The sequence below is a fragment of the Mesorhizobium sp. M1217 genome (genome assembly GCF_040318275.1).
In the GTDB taxonomy this organism is placed as follows: domain Bacteria; phylum Pseudomonadota; class Alphaproteobacteria; order Rhizobiales; family Rhizobiaceae; genus Mesorhizobium.
The window spans coordinates 1-16,483 of the sequence record NZ_JAMYMA010000019.1 but is presented as its reverse complement, the minus strand read 5'-3'; the positions used below and the strand labels follow the sequence as shown (position 1 = coordinate 16,483).

The 16,483-nt window shown below is 62.5% G+C and carries 22 protein-coding genes; 8 read left to right on the top strand and 14 right to left on the bottom strand.

Annotated features, from left to right (window positions below; genetic code table 11):
• Positions 1 to 205: 205 nt before the first annotated feature.
• From bluB to NKH37_RS26550, 4 genes are all read left to right on the top strand, one after another.
• Positions 206 to 841 carry a 5,6-dimethylbenzimidazole synthase gene (bluB, locus tag NKH37_RS26565; RefSeq protein WP_352909468.1) on the top strand — a complete coding sequence of 212 codons (636 nt, stop codon included), beginning with the start codon at positions 206 to 208 and terminating at the stop codon, positions 839 to 841.
• A 199-nt stretch (positions 842 to 1,040) separates the two neighbouring features.
• Positions 1,041 to 1,337 (top strand): DUF1905 domain-containing protein, encoded by a 297-nt coding sequence (locus NKH37_RS26560; protein ID WP_352909467.1) that lies wholly within the window; start codon positions 1,041 to 1,043, stop codon positions 1,335 to 1,337.
• Positions 1,338 to 1,455: 118 nt separating this feature from the next.
• Entirely contained in the window at positions 1,456 to 1,878 is a 423-nt protein-coding gene (ndk, locus tag NKH37_RS26555) for a nucleoside-diphosphate kinase (protein ID WP_023719783.1), read from the top strand.
• Positions 1,879 to 2,030: 152 nt separating this feature from the next.
• Positions 2,031 to 2,639 (top strand): class I SAM-dependent methyltransferase, encoded by a 609-nt coding sequence (locus NKH37_RS26550; RefSeq protein WP_353005238.1) that lies wholly within the window; start codon positions 2,031 to 2,033, stop codon positions 2,637 to 2,639.
• A gap of 71 nt (positions 2,640 to 2,710) precedes the next feature.
• Here NKH37_RS26550 and NKH37_RS26545 read toward each other — a convergent pair whose 3' ends face one another.
• From NKH37_RS26545 to NKH37_RS26510, 8 genes are all read right to left on the bottom strand, one after another.
• Positions 2,711 to 2,980, bottom strand: coding sequence for a hypothetical protein (locus NKH37_RS26545; RefSeq protein ID WP_023719785.1), 270 nt, complete (start codon positions 2,978 to 2,980; stop codon positions 2,711 to 2,713).
• Between the two features lie 164 nt (positions 2,981 to 3,144).
• Positions 3,145 to 3,399, bottom strand: coding sequence for an SDR family oxidoreductase (locus tag NKH37_RS26540; protein ID WP_352909559.1), 255 nt, complete (start codon positions 3,397 to 3,399; stop codon positions 3,145 to 3,147).
• Positions 3,386 to 4,153 carry a YbaY family lipoprotein gene (locus NKH37_RS26535; protein WP_352909465.1) on the bottom strand — a complete coding sequence of 256 codons (768 nt, stop codon included), beginning with the start codon at positions 4,151 to 4,153 and terminating at the stop codon, positions 3,386 to 3,388. The genes NKH37_RS26540 and NKH37_RS26535 overlap by 14 nt, the downstream gene beginning before the upstream one ends.
• An 84-nt stretch (positions 4,154 to 4,237) precedes the next feature.
• Positions 4,238 to 4,717 (bottom strand): molybdenum cofactor biosynthesis protein MoaE, encoded by a 480-nt coding sequence (locus NKH37_RS26530; RefSeq protein WP_352495588.1) that lies wholly within the window; start codon positions 4,715 to 4,717, stop codon positions 4,238 to 4,240.
• A 3-nt stretch (positions 4,718 to 4,720) separates the two neighbouring features.
• Positions 4,721 to 4,978: a molybdopterin converting factor subunit 1 gene (gene moaD / locus NKH37_RS26525; RefSeq protein ID WP_352495589.1), complete on the bottom strand. Its 258-nt coding sequence runs from the start codon at positions 4,976 to 4,978 to the stop codon at positions 4,721 to 4,723.
• Between the two features lies 1 nt (position 4,979).
• The gene (gene pgsA, locus NKH37_RS26520) at positions 4,980 to 5,576 is read right to left on the bottom strand and encodes a CDP-diacylglycerol--glycerol-3-phosphate 3-phosphatidyltransferase (RefSeq protein WP_127316551.1); all 597 of its coding nucleotides are present in this window, start codon (positions 5,574 to 5,576) and stop codon (positions 4,980 to 4,982) included.
• A 99-nt stretch (positions 5,577 to 5,675) separates the two neighbouring features.
• A complete protein-coding gene (uvrC, locus tag NKH37_RS26515; RefSeq protein WP_352495590.1) occupies positions 5,676 to 7,754 on the bottom strand; it encodes an excinuclease ABC subunit UvrC in 2,079 nt (692 codons plus the stop codon).
• Complete coding sequence (locus NKH37_RS26510; protein ID WP_023719796.1) at positions 7,751 to 8,527, bottom strand: SDR family oxidoreductase; 777 nt, start codon at positions 8,525 to 8,527, stop codon at positions 7,751 to 7,753. The genes uvrC and NKH37_RS26510 overlap by 4 nt, the downstream gene beginning before the upstream one ends.
• A 422-nt stretch (positions 8,528 to 8,949) precedes the next feature.
• Between NKH37_RS26510 and NKH37_RS26505 the strand changes: the two genes are divergently transcribed.
• Complete coding sequence (locus NKH37_RS26505) at positions 8,950 to 9,600, top strand: outer membrane protein (protein ID WP_023719797.1); 651 nt, start codon at positions 8,950 to 8,952, stop codon at positions 9,598 to 9,600.
• Positions 9,601 to 9,697: 97 nt separating this feature from the next.
• On the opposite strand, the gene NKH37_RS26500 is transcribed toward NKH37_RS26505, so the two are convergent.
• Together NKH37_RS26500 and NKH37_RS26495 are read right to left on the bottom strand one after the other, a co-directional pair.
• Complete coding sequence (locus NKH37_RS26500) at positions 9,698 to 10,366, bottom strand: Pr6Pr family membrane protein (RefSeq protein ID WP_352481788.1); 669 nt, start codon at positions 10,364 to 10,366, stop codon at positions 9,698 to 9,700.
• 230 nt (positions 10,367 to 10,596) lie between these two features.
• Positions 10,597 to 11,193, bottom strand: a complete 597-nt coding sequence (locus NKH37_RS26495; protein ID WP_023719799.1) for a glutathione S-transferase family protein — start codon at positions 11,191 to 11,193, stop codon at positions 10,597 to 10,599.
• Positions 11,194 to 11,728: 535 nt separating this feature from the next.
• Between NKH37_RS26495 and NKH37_RS26490 the strand changes: the two genes are divergently transcribed.
• Positions 11,729 to 12,151, top strand: a complete 423-nt coding sequence (locus NKH37_RS26490) for a hypothetical protein (RefSeq protein ID WP_210164499.1) — start codon at positions 11,729 to 11,731, stop codon at positions 12,149 to 12,151.
• 457 nt (positions 12,152 to 12,608) lie between these two features.
• Here the strand turns inward: NKH37_RS26490 and NKH37_RS26485 are convergent, their stop codons facing one another.
• A complete protein-coding gene (locus NKH37_RS26485; protein ID WP_352791488.1) occupies positions 12,609 to 13,139 on the bottom strand; it encodes a DinB family protein in 531 nt (176 codons plus the stop codon).
• Positions 13,140 to 13,201: 62 nt separating this feature from the next.
• On the opposite strand from NKH37_RS26485, the gene NKH37_RS26480 reads away from it, so the two are divergent.
• Positions 13,202 to 13,837, top strand: a complete 636-nt coding sequence (locus tag NKH37_RS26480; RefSeq protein ID WP_502895886.1) for a TetR/AcrR family transcriptional regulator — start codon at positions 13,202 to 13,204, stop codon at positions 13,835 to 13,837.
• 41 nt (positions 13,838 to 13,878) lie between these two features.
• Here NKH37_RS26480 and NKH37_RS26475 read toward each other — a convergent pair whose 3' ends face one another.
• Positions 13,879 to 14,631 carry a sulfite exporter TauE/SafE family protein gene (locus NKH37_RS26475; RefSeq protein ID WP_353005236.1) on the bottom strand — a complete coding sequence of 251 codons (753 nt, stop codon included), beginning with the start codon at positions 14,629 to 14,631 and terminating at the stop codon, positions 13,879 to 13,881.
• 126 nt (positions 14,632 to 14,757) lie between these two features.
• Between NKH37_RS26475 and NKH37_RS26470 the strand changes: the two genes are divergently transcribed.
• On the top strand, positions 14,758 to 15,120 hold the full coding sequence (locus NKH37_RS26470; RefSeq protein ID WP_352481792.1) for a VOC family protein: 363 nt from the start codon (positions 14,758 to 14,760) through the stop codon (positions 15,118 to 15,120).
• 38 nt (positions 15,121 to 15,158) lie between these two features.
• On the opposite strand, the gene NKH37_RS26465 is transcribed toward NKH37_RS26470, so the two are convergent.
• On the bottom strand, positions 15,159 to 15,611 hold the full coding sequence (locus NKH37_RS26465) for a hypothetical protein (RefSeq protein WP_352481793.1): 453 nt from the start codon (positions 15,609 to 15,611) through the stop codon (positions 15,159 to 15,161).
• Positions 15,612 to 15,736: 125 nt separating this feature from the next.
• Positions 15,737 to 16,483: 23S rRNA (adenine(2030)-N(6))-methyltransferase RlmJ (locus NKH37_RS26460; protein WP_502906006.1), on the bottom strand; the 747-nt coding region annotated here is incomplete at its 5' end.

Sequence of the window (16,483 nt, the reverse complement as noted above, 5' to 3'; positions counted from 1 at the left end):
GCGCTTTAGGTTCTTGTTTTGATGCATGTCGTTAGCGCAAAACCGCTGCACACTTTTGCGCGACATGCATTAGAATTGCCGCCCCGGCGAAATGCGACAATGCGGGTAGACGACGTGTCGCTCGAAGCGCCTCATCACTGCCCGGATCGAAGCAAACAAGACGAAAGTCCGGCGAACCGGACAATCACAACAGAGGCAGCGCGCCATGACCGCAAACCCAGAGTTCCCGGCCGACTTTCGCGCCGGGCTCGCCAATCTTTTCCTGTGGCGACGCGACGTCAGGCGGTTCAAGCCGACGCTGCTCCCCGAAGGGGCGCTGGAGCGGCTGCTCGAGCTTGCCAGCGCCGCGCCGTCTGTCGGGCTGAGCCAGCCCTGGCGCTTCGTTATCGTCGAGAGCGAAGCATGCCGCGCCGCCGTTAGGGCATGCTTCGAGCGCTGCAACGCGGAGGCACTCGCAAATTTTTGCGGTGAACGCGCCGCGCTCTATGGGCGCCTGAAGCTTGCCGGCCTGAATGAGGCGCCCTGCCAGCTTGCGGTTTTCGCCGACCGCGCAACCGAGCAAGGGCATGGGCTCGGCCGCCTGACCATGCCAGCCACCATAGACTATTCCGCTGTCATGGCGGTTCACACGATGTGGCTGGCGGCGCGCGCCGAAGGAATAGGCATGGGCTGGGTCTCGATCCTCGATCCGGTCGAGATGGTGACGATCCTGGACGCACCGCCGGAGTGGACGCTGATCGGCTATTTCTGCGTCGGCTATCCAAGCGAGGAACACAGCGTGCCGGAACTGGAACGGCAAGGCTGGGAAGTCCGGCGCGCTTCGATCGTGACAAAACGGTAGTGCAACGGCGGCGCTGCCATTCTCGTTGCAGGAAAGCCATTCTCTTTGCAGGGAAGCCATTCTCTTTGCAGGGGAGAATGACTCCTCCCCTGCAGGGCAGAATGGATGTCATGGATGTTTCGCCAATCGTCAGCATCGCCAACAAGAGACCAAAGGCAAAGCCAGTCGTGACGGCCTTGATCTGAGGAAGGGGCATAGAATGTTTCGCTGCGACGTGCAGGCCGAGATCTGGGTCTATCCGGGCAAGGGCGGCTGGCATTTCGTGACGCTGCCGCCGGAACCTGGAGCCTGGATCAAGACGGCGATGGTGGGGATGGCAAGGCCCTGGGGCTCGCTTGGCGTGGAAGCCGTCATCGGCCAGACCAGATGGCGGACATCGCTGTTTCCCGACAAGAAATCCGGCAGCCTGCTCTTACCGATCAAGACGGCGGTGCGGGTCCGCGAAGGCCTTGGGGCTGGCGACACGGCCAATCTGACGATCGAGATTGAGCTATGACACATTGGGTCTGGCTGACGGCGACGCGCTGTGCGCCCACCTCCCCTTGGCAAGCCGGCGGGCGGCTTGTATAGAGCCCGCCACCCTCAATTCCACTCTCCATCACAAGGACGATCCCATGGCGCTCGAACGCACCTTTTCCATGATCAAGCCGGACGCGACCCGCCGCAATCTCACCGGCGCCATTACCAAGATACTGGAAGATGCCGGCCTGCGCGTGGTCGCTTCGCGCCGGGTGTGGATGAGCCGCCGCGAGGCGGAAGGTTTCTATGCCGTCCACAAGGAGCGTCCGTTCTTCGGCGAGCTGGTCGAGTCCATGTCGTCGGGCCCGACCATCGTGCAGGTGCTGGAAGGCGAGAACGCCATTGCCAAGAACCGCGAAGTGATGGGCGCCACCAATCCGGCAAGCGCCGCCGAAGGCACCATCCGCAAGCTGCACGCGCTGTCGATCGGCGAGAATTCCGTGCATGGTTCCGATGCGCCGGAAACCGCCGCGCAGGAGATCAAATACTGGTTCTCGGACACCGAGATCGTTGGCTAAGCCGGCATCCCGAACCCATCAAAGAGGCCGGCGCAACGCCGGCCTTTTTCGTTAGCAGACATTTTCAGGTTCAGGCTCCTCGACGGGTCATGGGTGCGTTAAGCTCGAGGGCACGGATCAAACGCGGTCGCGACAACGGAGCCGACCAGGCCATGACCAGCACCATTCCCGGCTTGTTCCAGGGCACCGAGATGCCGACCGGTGGCTGGTGGGAGGCGTTGTGGCCCGACCCTGCCGGGGTGTTGACGGCGGTGGGAATGAAGCCCGGCATAGATGTGGTCGATCTCTGCTGCGGCGACGGCTGGTTCACGCTGCCAATGGCCAGGGTCGTTCGTCAGGTCATCGCCATCGACATCGATGCCGATCTGCTCGAAGTCGCCCGGTGGCGGCTGGCCGACGGAGGCGCGAGCAATTGCGAGTTTGTGGCGGGCGACGCCTATGAGCTTGCCAGGCTGGTGCCCCGGCCCGTCGACTTCGTCTTCATGGCCAACGCTTTCCATGGCGTTCCGGACCGGCCGCGCCTTGCCCGCGCCGTGCGGGCGACGCTTGGCAGGGCCGGTCGTTTTGCCATCGTCAACTGGCACCAGAAGCCGCGCGAGCAGACCACGGTTCTGGGCGAGCCGCGCGGACCGAAGACCGAGCTGAGGCTGTCACCCGAACAGACCACCGCGGCGGTGGAAGCAAGCGGGTTCAAGCTCGCCGGGCTGGTCGACATACCGCCCTACCACTACGGCGCGGTATTCAAACTCGCGACAAATTGAGAATGCCTGGTGTATGCGGTCGTCGCCCCGATAGATCTCGCCCGCCGCCCCTAGCGGCGGGTTCTGCCAGTCTATTTCGCCTGGCGTTCCTTCACGTTCGCATGTTCGTTCGCCGCTTCCGTGTCGGTGGCCGGCGTCTGTGTATCGTGACCGGTGAACGGGCTGCCCTGCCCGGGCGCGAGATCGCCGCTATGACCAGCCTTGTTGGTCTGGAAAGGCTGGCTGTCAGGACTGAGACCATGCTGGAGGGCGTCGAACAGATGGTCGTCTGCCTTGGCAAGGCCGGTGAAGGCAAGGAGCGATGCACCGGTGGCGGCAAGGATAAGCGCGTGCGTTTTCATGTCTGGACTCCTTTGAGTTAGGCCAGAACGAGCCGCAGCCATTCTGGCGGCTTCAACGAAGGGACAAACATCCCTTTTGCCTTACCCGCCATCGTATGAGGACGTAACGCGCGCTCTGCCCAGTTTATTCCCCCTGAAACACAACGTGATCGGCATGCGGCCGATCAGGCGACCGAATAGCCGCCATCGGCGAGCAGGCCGTGGCCTGAGACAAACGAGGCGTCATCGGAAGCAAGGAAGGCCACGACCTTCGCTATCTCTTCCGGCGAGCCAGCCTTTGATGCGCCGCTTCGGCCTGACGCCTGCGCAGCCACCACAGGTGTGATCGTTTCGGAACGGTCCAAGGCCTGTTGAGAATCAGGGCAGGCCGAGCCGGTGCAGGCCTCACCTGAATATCGACAAGTCTCAACTCGCAGCATTGAACCGCAGGATGACGCGGTCATCCTTGTCGGCGATGATGAGCTTGCCGGCGTCGATATGGTACGACGCTGCCTTGGCCAGCGCCTCGAACAGCGCCTTTTCCTCGGCCATGGTCTCGGACGCGCAGGCCTTGAAGGTCGAACCGATGTCACTGATGGTAATCGTCGAACCATCGACTTTGGCGGTGGCGAAATAGACGTTGCAAGGGCCGCTGCCGCCGGCCTTGCCGGCTTCGCTGATCCGGAATGTCGCCCGCGGCTCGGCAATCACGCCGATGCCGTCGATATATTCGACCAGCCAGCTTTGGCCGAACACGGAAGCTGTCGCCGGCTCGGCGCTCGGCGCCGCCATTTTCAGCATGATGGTCTGTGGCGCGTCGCTGAGCGGGTCGACCTGGTGGCGCGCACCTGTGACGAACAGCAGCCGGTCGTCGACAGTGATGCGCGCCTGCAGAGCGTAGGTCATATCAGGCCGGATCACCTGCGGATCGAAGCTGATCTCGAACTTGATCGGCACCTGGCCGGCCGGCACCACCTTGCGCTCACCGATGATTGCAGCCGGCGCGTCGGCCAGCGAAACGTCGGCAAGCTGCACGGAAAGCACGGCATTAGGCGGCAGCGCGATGCGCTCGCGATACATCACCTTGCCCTTGAGGGTCTTTTCGGCAGCCACGGAATGATCCGGAACGGCCAGTATGCCGACGGCCAGCGGCACCAGTCCGAAGATGAAGAACTCGGCGATCCTGTCCAGCATGATCCTGCTCCCCTTCCGGCCAAGGGTCTCGCAGGATTGCGGTCAATAAATGGCCGGCAGGGTATGGGAACGGCCGTCGGGATTTTATTCGGACGGCGGCTGCTTCCAGCGGCTCGCCGCCTTGTCGTCGGCCTCCTTGGCGTCGACCCAGCCGCCCTCCGAACCGTCGCTATGGTGTTCCTTCTTCCAGAACGGCGCCCGTGATTTCAAATAGTCCATCAGGAAATTCGCGGCCTCGAACGCCGCCTGCCGGTGGGCGGAAGCCGCCACCACCAGCACGATGTTTTCGCCGGGCGCGATCTTGCCGTGGCGATGGATGGCGGTGAGGCCCTGCAGTGGCCAACGCTCGATTGCCTCGCCGGCGATGCGGGAAATCTCGGCTTCGGCCATACCGGGATAATGTTCGAGCTCAAGCGCGGAGAGCCTGCCTTGCTCGTCGCGGCAAAGGCCGGAGAAGGTCACCACAGCGCCGATGTCGTTGCGACCCTGGGTCAGCCTGGCGATCTCGGCGGCGACATCGAAGTCCTCCGCCTGGATGCGCACCACAGGCACCACCGCGGACATGGTTCAGCCACCGGTCATCGGCGGGAACAGCGCGATCTCGCGCGCGCCGGCGATCTTCTCGCGGTGCTCGACATGTTCCTGGTTGATGGCGACGCGGATCACATCAGGATATTGCAGCGCGTTCTCGTATTCCTCGCCGCGTGATTTCAGCCAGCGCAACAGGTCGGCGACGGTTTCAATGCCGTCCGGCAGTTCGACGTCTTCCTCCGGTCTGCCGATCCGCTCGCGCACCCAGGCGAAATAGATGAGCTTGGTCGACATGTTACTCGTCCATGATGTGCTTGAGGCCGGCGCGGAAATAGTCGTAGCCGGTGTAGAGCGTGACCAGGGCTGCGATCCACAGCAGCACCAGCCCGGTCTGGGTGGTCAGTGGAAAGATCTTGTCGCCGGCGGGGCCTGCAAGCAGGAAGGCAATGGCGACCATCTGGATGGTGGTCTTCCATTTGGCCAGTTGCGTCACCGGCACCGAGACCTTCAGGGCCGCCAGATATTCGCGCAGACCCGAGACCAGGATCTCGCGGCACAGGATGATGATCGCCGCCCACAGCGACCAGCCGGCGATGCCGGCATGGCGGTCGGTGTCGGCGGCGAGCAGCAGCAGGCAAGTGGCGACCAGCAGCTTGTCGGCGATCGGGTCGAGCATCTTGCCGATATTGGAGGTCTGCTGCCAGGCGCGCGCCAGATAGCCGTCGAAGTAATCGGTGATCGAGGCGAGCAGGAAAATGATGAGCGCCGACCAGCGGGCGAAGTCGCTCGATTTCAGATGCCCTTCCAGGAAGAAGCACAGCACGACCAACGGCACCGCCAGAATGCGGGCATAGGTGAGCATGTTAGGCAGGTTGAACGCGCGCTGGGCCATGTTTGGGAACTCTTTCTGCCTGCTTAGTCAAATCAGAAGCGAATGTGGGGGGTCAACAGGCCAGAATCGATTAGCCAGCCGAAATATCGGCAATAGATCTTAGCTCTCGTGAAAATGATTGTAGACCAATTTCGCCACCTGCTCGGAAATGCCGTCAACCTTGACCAGATCCTCAACGGCGGCGCGGCTGACCGCCTTGGCCGTGCCGAAATGCATCAGCAGCGCGCGCTTGCGGCCGGGGCCGATGCCGCTGATCTCGTCGAGCGGGCTCTTGACCATCTCCTTCTTGCGGCGGGCGCGGTGCGAACCGATGGCGAAGCGATGGACCTCGTCGCGCAGCCGCTGGACGAAATAGAGCACCGGATCGCGTACGGGCAGCGAGAATGAGTCCCTGCCCTTGACGAAGAAGCGTTCGCGGCCGGCGTCACGGTCCTGACCCTTGGCGATGCCGATGGCCACGACGCGGTTCTCGATGCCGAGATCGGACAGGATCTTGCGCACCGCCGTCATCTGGCCTTGGCCGCCGTCGATGAGGATGACGTCGGGCCAGGCCGGAAAGCCGCCGGCGTCCTCGACATCGTCGCCCGGTCCGGTAGCGCTCGCCTCGTCCGCACTCTCGGTTTGCGGGGCATCGCCATGTTCCTTCAACAGCCGCGAGAAGCGCCGCTGCATCACCTCGCGCATCATGCCGAAATCGTCGCCCGGCGTGATCTCGGTCGAGCGGATGTTGAACTTTCGATACTGGTTCTTCACAAACCCTTCCGGCCCGGCGACGACCATGGCGCCGACGGCGTTGGTGCCCATGATGTGCGAGTTATCATAGACCTCGATGCGCACCGGCGGCTTTTCCAGGCCGAAGGTCTCGGCAAAGCCGGTGAGCAGCCGCGCCTGGGTCGAGGTCTCGGCGAGCCGTCGGCCGAGCGCTTCGCGCGCGTTCTGCAGCGCGTTGTCGGTCAGGTCCTTCTTCTCGCCGCGCTGCGGCACCGAGATCGACACCTTGCGGCCGGCGCGCGTGGAGAGCGCCTCCGCCAGCAATTCCTGGTCCTCGACGCCATACGACAACAGGATGGTGCGTGGCGTCGGCTTGTCGTCGTAGAACTGCGCCAGGAACGAACCCAGCACCTCGCCAGCTTCGAGCGCCGGATCGGCCTTGGGAAAATAGGCGCGGTTGCCCCAGTTCTGGCCGGTGCGGAAGAAGAACACCTGGATGCAGACCTGGCCGCCCTCCTGATGAATGGCGAAGACGTCGGCCTCGTCGACAGTCTGCGGATTGATGCCTTGATGGCTCTGCACATGCGACAGCGCCGCCAGCCGGTCGCGATAGATGGCGGCGCGTTCGAAATCGAGGTTCTCCGAAGCCTGCTGCATGGCGGCGGAGATCTCCGTCTTCACCTTCTGGCTGCGGCCGGAGAGAAAATCCTTCGCCTCGGCGACAAGCCTTGCATAGTCGCCATGCGAGATCTCGCCGGTGCACGGGCCGGCACAGCGCTTGATCTGGAACAAAAGGCAAGGCCGGGTGCGGTTCTCGTAGAAGGAGTTGGTGCAGCTCCTGAGCAGGAAGGCGCGCTGCAGCGAATTGATGGTGCGGCCGACGGCGCCGGCTGAGGCAAAGGGGCCGAAATAGTCGCCCTTGCGCGAGCGCGCGCCGCGATGCTTGTAGATGCCGGGGGAGACATGGTCGCCGGTCAACAGGATATAGGGAAACGACTTGTCGTCGCGCATCAGCACGTTGAAGCGCGGCCGCAAGCGCTTGATGAGGTTGGCTTCAAGCAGCAGCGCTTCGATCTCGGTGCGGGTGACGACGAACTCCATCGTCGACGTCTCGCGCACCATGCGGCCGATGCGGCTGGTGTGGAACCGACCTTGCGCGTAGTTGGTGACCCGCTTCTTCAGGCTGCGTGCCTTGCCGACATAGAGCACGTCGCCGGCGGCATTCATCATGCGGTAGACGCCGGGCGCGTTGGGCAGCCGCTTGACCAGCGTCTGGATCACCTCGGCGCCGACCATGCCGTCGGCATCGCCGGCATGCGGCGTCCAGTCGATGGCGGTGAAGGTGACGTCCGGACCAGCGGCTGCAGGCTCGACGACCTCCTCGGCTGCCTCGTCCTCGAGGTCGATTTCGGGCGGCAGGTCGTCGGCGCCGCCGCGCGTTTTTTGTTTCTGGTCCATGGGGCTCATTCCGTCATGCCTGTCACATCGGGCGTCTGCCATGCAAGATGCTGGCCGCCGTCAAGCGCGATCATCTGGCCGGTGACCGAGCGTGCCGCCCAGAGGTAACGGATGGTGTCACCGAATTCGGGCAATTCCGGGCCGCGCTTCAGGATCAGGCCGGCAATCTGCGCGTCGAAATCGCTGTCGTGCTGGCGCGTGTTCTTCAAGGTCGGGCCCGGACCGATGGCGTTGACGCGGATGCGGGGACCCAGCGCCTGCGCCATCATCTCGGTCGCTGCCCACAAGGTCGACTTCGACAGCGCATAGGAGAAATAACGCGGCGTCGGCCGCCAGACGCGCTGGTCGATCATGTTGACGATCAACCCCTCACTGCTCTGCGGCAAGGCCCGGGCGAAAGTCTGCGCCAACAGAGCCGGCGCCTTGACATGCACGGCGAAATGGCGATCCCAGGCCGGCCAGTCGAAATCGTCAACACTGTCGTGCTCGAACAGCGAGGCGTTGTTGACCAGCAGCGACACCGGTCCGAGCGCCGCCGCCGCGCGGCCGACAAGGTTGCCGACGGCGTCCATGTCGGTCAGGTCGGCAGCAACCACAGCGGCCCTGCCGTCTCGACCAAAATGACCACTGTTGATCCCGGCCGCCAGTGCCTCCGCCTCGGCCAGCGAGCGATTACAGTGAATGGCGACGGCAAAACCGTGCGCAGCAAGATCCTCGACGATCGCCCTGCCGATCCGCTTCGCCCCGCCTGTCACCAGTGCCGTCGCGGCGACCTTGCTCATCTGTCAATCCTCAATCTGATGCCGATTCCGACCTGCCGGGACCGGGCCGGCAAAATATGGCCTGCCAAGTGTTAAATCCCATTTCCACCTGGGGCAGGATTGTGGCAAAGTGGCCCGGTCGGCATTCTGGCTCGACCGGAATCCGGGCCAGCCCGACCGCAATATAGGGCGCGGGAGCCCTTGCACCAAGCCGTGTGCAGTGCAGCACGGCGAACCTGCTGACATCTCGCTGTTGCGAAGATGCAACGTCAAGGTTCTGCCTCATTCGTGCCAGGGAATGACCCAAGTTCAGGTTCGCTTCAGCCGCATTTCGACACGACATTTGGAACCGTTGAACGCCGGATCCGTTTCACCCCCCGGACGGGTTGAGGGCGCTCATGAAAAAACAAGCCTGTGTCCTGTGGCTTAAGGAGTAAAGAACAATGCAAGCCAATCTTAAATTTGCGCGACCGCTCGCGGTGGCGTTTGGGCTGTTCGCCCTCGGCGGAACCGCCTATGCCGCGGACGTGGTTCAGGAAGAGCCGCCGGCACCTGCCCCGATCGCCGAACTTCCGGTCGCATCCTGGGCCGGCCCCTATGCCGGTGTGAGCGTCGGCTACGGCTTCGCCGGCCATGCCGATGCCAAAACCGTTGGTGTCGACATCGATACCAAGGGCTTCGTCGGCGGCGTCTTCGGCGGCTACAACTGGCAGCAGGAGAACTTCGTCTACGGTGCCGAAGCCGATATCGGCTATAACGGCGTCAAGGGCGACGATGCCGGCATCGAGGCCAAGGGCGGCGTCGAAGGCTCGCTGCGCGCTCGCCTCGGCTACGCTGTTACCCCGGAAATCCTGCTCTACGGCACCGCCGGTGGCGCGCTGAAGAACCAGAAGGTGGAAGCCGCCGGCTTCAGCGACACCAACACCATGCTCGGCTGGACGGCCGGCGTCGGCACCGACATCAAGATCACCGACAATGTGTTCGGCCGTGTCGAGTACCGCTACACCGATTTCGGCGACAAGAACTTCGACGGTATCGGCAAGGTCAAGTCGACCGACAATCGCGTCACTTTCGGCGTCGGTATGAAGTTCTAAGTCGTCCAAGCCACGACACGAAAAAGCCGGGCCTCGCGCCCGGCTTTTTTTGTGCCCGGTGCCCATCCTGTCGGCATGGGCACGCGTGATCTCGAGGTCAGCGTTGAGCCAGCATCCGGTCGACCAGGACCAGAACTTCGGCTGCTGCGATGAAACCGAGGGCGATAGTGGCGGCATTCGACATGACTGCGACCCAGCCATTGGCGGACACATCTATGAACGGGTAAGCGTATTTCCCTTCAGCGACACCACGAGCCAGGGCATAAGCGAGATAGGCCAGGGGATAGAGCGCCCATAGAAGCGGATCGCGCCACGAGAGCCTCCCCTTTCGCGTGAATAGAAGCCAGAACAATAAGACAAGGACAGGATTGAGTTGGTGGAGCAGAAAGGTTGCTTCGGCGGTCGCGCCAGCCAAAGTGCGCAGCCCTTGGAGCAACACCGCGAAAATCACCCCGACCAGGGCCATCACGGCAGCCGTCCACGCCACCAGCGTTGGATGGTCGAAACGCTCCCCGAGGAGCGCTATGGCTGCGAATACAATGGCGACAAGACCGTTGGTCAGGATCGTGAAATATCCCACCAACACCCACAGCGAGCCAAGCATCGATGCACCGCCCTTGATCAAGGTGCTGAGTTCAAGGCCAATGCCAGTGCACGCGGATAGACAAATGATCAGGGCAAACAAGCGCTGTATCAAATCGCCCTCCCCCACCGGCTTACGTTTGAGAAAGCGACGATAAGACTGGGCGGAACGTCTGTCGACCAAAATGCCCCCAAGACCAACCTTCCAGCCTCGCCGGCCCGGCTCACTCCCAGCATGTCGAAATTGGCCGTTGCGCCTCCCCCGCCAGGAATCCGCTAAAGCGCGTCGCGTTCGACCGGCGGCATGCGACGCGCCTTAGGTTCCTGTTTTATGCATGTCGTTATCACAAAACCGCTGCACACTTTTGCGCGACATGCATTAGGGGAAGATCGGTAGCTTCGCCATCCCCGCCCTCAAGCCGGGATGCCGGGCTTCAGCTCCGGGAATTTCTCGTCGAAGCGTGCCGCCCAGCGCGTCAGCCGGCCGCGGCCCTTTTCCCATTTTCCGGCGAAGCGCAGCGAGAGATAGCCGAGGCAAGCGCGCAGCGCGATCTGGCCGACAGTGATTTTCTTCGGCAGCTTCGGCGGGTTGGCGTTGAGCAGATCGAGCGCGGCCGAAATCTTGCTCCACTGGCGCTCGAGCCAAGGCTGGTAGACCATCTCTTCGGGCCGCGTGCGCCGCTCATAGACCATCGACAGCGCGCAGTCGCAGATGCCGTCGGCCAACGCCTCCAGCACCTCCGCCTCGAGGCGCTTGTCGGGATTGCGCGGAAACAATGCGTTCTTGGACATCCGGTTGAGATGCTGGGTGATGGCGCGGCTGTCGTGGACCGAGCGGCCGTCGTCGAGCACCAGCACCGGGATCTTGCCGAGCGGATTGGCGCCGATCAGCGCGGCCGGCTTTTCCTCGGTCTTTATCGGCACGAGATCGACCGCAATGCCGGCATGAAGTGCTGCCATGCGCACCTTGGAACTGTAGGGAGAAGTAGACGCGTAGAGCAGTCTGGGCATTGTCGATTCCTGTTTACCGGCTACAGTTCCATATGTCCTGTTGGACGCGCAAGAGGACGCGGTAGCATTGTGACTTCGCGCATGACCCTCACCGAAAATCGATTCCGATTGGGGCTCGTGCGTGGGCACTGTTGACGACCGATCATGCTGGCTTCATCAACGGCCAGAGGCGGAAAACCGCGCCGCCAGCGCGCAGCCATTGTCTCGACTTCAATCTGGATGCGATGAGCCGGAGGTGCGGCGGCAGAAGCGAGCAGGTCGGACAATCCAAATCCGATCAGCTACCAACTCGGCCTTGCACCGAAGGTTGGTCTTTGGCAGCCACGAAAATCCCACCGGACTTCGCCGCGTGGCGAAGTCCTGGGAGCTGCGAAAAGACATCTTCCTCCCGCCTCTTTCTCGTCCTGCCCGACCGTCAGCTAGCAAGCGAGGCGCCTGTCCGGCATCCCGCCCTGGCTGTCTTGAGTACTGTCCCCGGCGATCGGAGAGCGGCGACTACTTCTTGGCCTTCGCCTTTGCGGGCGCTGCCTTCGGCTTGGCCGCGGGCGCTGCTTTCTTCACTGCTGCGGAAGATTTTGCAGCGGCGGCCTTTGCCGGTGCTGCCTTCTTCGCAGCGGGTTTCGCAGCGGCCTTTGCAGCCGGCTTCTTGGCCGGTGCCGCCTTCTTTGCCGGTGCAGCCTTGGCCTTGGCCGGTGCTGCTTTTGCCTTGGCAGGTGCTGCTTTCTTCACGGCTGGTTTTGCTGCCGCCTTGGCGGCCGGCTTTTTCGCCGGCGCTGCTTTTGCCTTAGGCGCGGCGGCCTTCGCTTTGGCAGCGGGTGCTGCTTTCTTCACAGCAGTTGCGGCCTTTGCCGCCGCTGCTTTTACTGGTGCTTTCTTTGCCGGTGCCTTGGATGCCGGCGCTTTGGATGACTGCTTAGCCATATCATGCCCCTTCCGTTGTGCCGACGGCCGTTATTGACCCGGCGCGCAATGCATATCTGACTCGCGGCTTGCTAGCCAGCGAAGCATTAGAATGATTTCTGCAGCTTAAGTTTCGGTTACGGCGAGCGCGCGACCATTTTACCGGTGCAAAAATCGGCTGCGAATCTTTGTGTCGCGCAGCGAAGTTCTGCGACAGAAATTCTGCTCGCTCTATCTCGACCGGTCTTCGCGTCAAGCTCAGGACCTTTTCGACCAGCTCTGCGCTTCAACGTCCGACGCTCAGCGCGAACATTGTCAAGAGTGAAGGCGGTCGCCCGCCTCGTCTTGTCCGAAACGATAAACTACAGGTAAGTACGAAGCAACGCGACGAGCACGCCGCTGCACTATCTTGCACGACGCGATGAAAATAAGCAGATAGCTCGCATTTCTGAAAGACAGGATATCGCTCGATAGATCCGGTCGAGCCGATCTCCTAATCGAAAACGCTCGGCCGTTCAGGCGCCGAGCGGCTCGCGCTGCTTCTGCAGCCGGCGCGAAGGCTCGGCCCTGTGGAGATGGACGGCGAAGGTATCCCATGGCGGCGTGACGGAAATCTGCGCCAGGATGCGCCCCGCTTCACCGCGATGATAGACGCCGTTCAGTACGACGTGGGTCAGCATTTCCTGTCGCGACATCAATGCCTTATCCCCGTCGGTGAACACGAATGCGACGGGCTCGGAGAGCTGTTGCGACGAAACGGTTTCGAGATAATCGAGATACCACCGATCGGTCGCCGCGACTGCGGCACGAAGTTCGTCGAGGGCCGGCGTGTCCTCGATGTTGTCGGCGGAGTAGCCATGGCTTGCACCAACCAGGTGGGCTGAGAATATCGGCGACACCACATGGCTGTGATCGATGAGCCGTATCACGGCCTGCCGTTCCTTGCCGTGAACGGGCGGGTCGAGACTGACGAGCCTTTCCAGCAGTTCGTCATTTGCCCAGGCCTGATAGGCAAACAGGCTGCGAAGCAGGGCGTGCGCACTCATGGTCGGTGTCCTTTTCTGGAAATGCGAGTATGTTGTTCATATTTTCAGGAGAATGGGCGGGCGTGTCTACTCGCATTGCAAAACCGTATCCGCGCATGCGCAAGCAGCCGCGCCAGGCGCGTTCCAGGGCGACCGTAGAGGCGATCGTCGAGGCAGGGGCTCATGTTCTGAGCGGGCTGGGCTGGGCCGGCTTCACCACCAACAAGGTGGCCGAGACTGCGGGCGTGAGCATCGGCACGCTCTACCAGTATTTTCCCGACAAGCTTTCCCTGCTCGAAGCCGTCCGGCGCCGTCATTTCGATCATGTGCTGTCGGTCATTCGCGATTCGGCGGAAGGCCAAAAGCCGCTCAGGAAATTCGCGCAGGAGCTGGTGCGCGGCATGATCGCGGCGCACAGCATTCACCCGACACTGCATCAGGTGCTGCTCGACGAGGCGCCGGGCGATCGCGGCTCCAGGGCCGCCCACGCTTCGTTCCAGACACAATATCTCAACCACTACGCGACCGCCGTCGCCGCCTATCGCAAGCCAAGGAAAGGCGCCGACATGGAGACCGTCGCGCGCGTGCTGTCGTCGGCGATCGAAGGTGTGATCCATAACGCGGCACGCCGGAACATGCTCGCCGCGCCGGAGCTGCAAAAGCAACTCGTCGAACTGATCTGCGCCTACCTATCGGGCGCGGGCCGCATCGGTCGATAGCGCAGGGCACGGCGGAAGTCGGGGATTTCTGTACGTCGGATTCAAACCCGGCTCATGAGATGCGGCAAGGCCGATGCCAGCAATGCCGCACCTGATGCGGCCAAGAGCGTGAGGACGATCTTTCGAAACGTTGCTTCGCTGATGCCGATGTAGAGTCTCGCGCCAAGGAGTGTCGGTATCAACATCGCCGGCGCGACGATGGCAAACATCGGCAGCATTTCGAGCTTGATCTTTCCGGTCGCAAGATAGGCGGCCATCGTCATGGAGAGGGTCACAAGGTTGAAATTCTGGATGACAATGCGCTGACTGTCCTTTTCCCATTGCCGCAGCACGCACCACAACGTTGGAACCGGGCCGGTGAAGCCGCCAAGCCCGCCCATGATGCCGCCAACCAGACCTATTGCACCGTCTGCAACAGGACCCCCGAGCGTGATGGGAGGGAGGCGACGGGCAAAAAGCATCAAGGGACACCAAACGACCAGCAGCGCGCCGAAGATCAACTTGAACAAGTGCACATCCAGCAGGGGCAGGATGGCGACACCGACCGGAATTCCTATGGTCCCGCCGATCAGGAATGGCAGCAGAAGCTTGAGGTCGAAACCCCGGCGGACGGTGACGGCGGCGATGATTTGGCCGGTGAGCGCCCCAAAGACCGCCATGGCAGCAGCAAGCTGGGGCTCCACGGTCCAAACCCAAAACGACATGGCAACCAGGCTGAAAGCGAACCCGGACAGCCCTTGGACGAAACCTGCAACGACCGCCCCAATTGCAACAATATAAACAAGCGAATCCATGTAGTGCTGTTTCCCCGCAAAGTGATCGATGTGGCCGGTTGGCGTTGACCTGCATGGAAATCTACGATTTTCGCAACCTCCGTCCGACCTTGAGCGCCGGACAGTCCACACACCAAAGAGGTATGAATGCCCCCCTTGCCGAGCTTGGCATTTGTCACATGGTTTTCGGCTGACCCCAGATCAGCCGCGGCTTTCTATGCGAATTTCGGAATTGTCTTCAGGCAAGAGCAGCACGGCTCCGGTCCGATACATTTCGCGTTCCAAGGTCAAGGGCTCGCGATCGAACTCTATCCGGCAAACGAAGGAACGACGGCGGAAGGAGCGGGAACGATGATCGGCTTCGAGGTCACCGACGCGGACGAAGCGGCTTCTGCCGCGAAGGCCAATGGTTTTGGAATCATTGCGGATGTCAAGGCGACGGCTATGGGCAGGCGTGTGATCGTCCGCGATCCTGACGGCCGTCAGGTGTTTCTTTTCTCGACCACCTAAGTGACGCAACAATCCATCGGGAATCGGAAGGCACTGGTTCAGCGCAGGACGCGGCAGCGGCCGTTGTAGACCATCCAGCGGTCGAAGCCCGAGACGCAGAATTCGACATTGTCGCCTATCGAGGCAAAGCCTTGGCCTTCCTCGATCAGATACCAGATGGTGCGGGCGTGGCCGTCGGAGAGGCTGACGGTGGCGCCGCAATAATGGCGGCCGATTGGCCAGGTGTCGTCGGCCGGCAGATAGCGATGCTGGTGGATGCGCTGGAAGTCGACGATCTGCACATCCGGCAGATGCGGCACGTGATGCACCTGATACGAGAAGCGGTCGGTGATTTTGTTCAGCACCCAGGCCTCGCCGCAGACGCCGCTGTCCTCATCGGTATAGATTGCAAGGTCGGCGGCCTGCACCGCCTGAGTAACGCCGAGAGGCGCAGCCAGCGGCGTGCAAACGGCGAGCAGTGCGGCAAGGGCGGATTGGGCGAAGCGAGTCATGGCAGCCTCTCAAGGTCGACTGCGCGCACTGTGCGGATTCGCTGACGCGCGGTCAAGCGGTTGTAGTGACGATGGTTACGGTGACGATGGTTGCGCTGAGGGAACGGCAAGGACCGCACCTCAAACTACTCTCCCGCCAGCCAGTCCAGCGTCCAATGCGATGGCTGCTCGACAGCAAGCAGCCGGTGCAGCGCCGGGAGCAGCGTCCGCAACTCGCCCTCCAGGGTGAAGGGCGGATTGACCATCACCATGCCGCAGCCGTCGAGGCTCGGCTCGACCGAGGCCGGCCTGATCTCAAAGCCGACGTCGAGCAGCCTGGGAATGCCCGTTTGCTTCAGCGCCTTTCGGAAGGCGGCGACCGCCTTGCGGTCCTTGAGCGGATACCACAGCGCGTAAATGCCGCCTGGCCAGCGCCGATGGGCTCTTTGCAGCGCGTCGACCAAGCGACCGAACTCGCCCTCTTCCTCGAAAGGCGGATCGATGAGCACGAGGCCGCGCTTCTCCTTTGGCGGCAGATGCGCGCCGAGCGCCAGCCAGCCGTCGAGCTCGATCACCCGGGTCTGGAAGTCACCGTCGAACAGCGCCTTCAGCCTGGCAGCATCCTTAGGGTGCAGCTCGACCGCCGACAGCCGGTCCTGCTTGCGCAGCAGGTGCCGGGCGATCAGCGGCGAACCCGGGTATTTTTTCACGCCGCCGTCCGGATTGAGCGAACGGACGGCTCCAAGATACGGTGCCAGCAATGCCGCCGCCGGGGCGTCGAGGGGGGGCGCGGGCCACCCCCCCCGAGCGCCCCGCCCATAGCCCCGGGTTTTTGGGTTGGGTGTGGGCAGAAAGTAGGGGCCGCAGGCCGCAGGGGGGTGGGGGAACCCCCA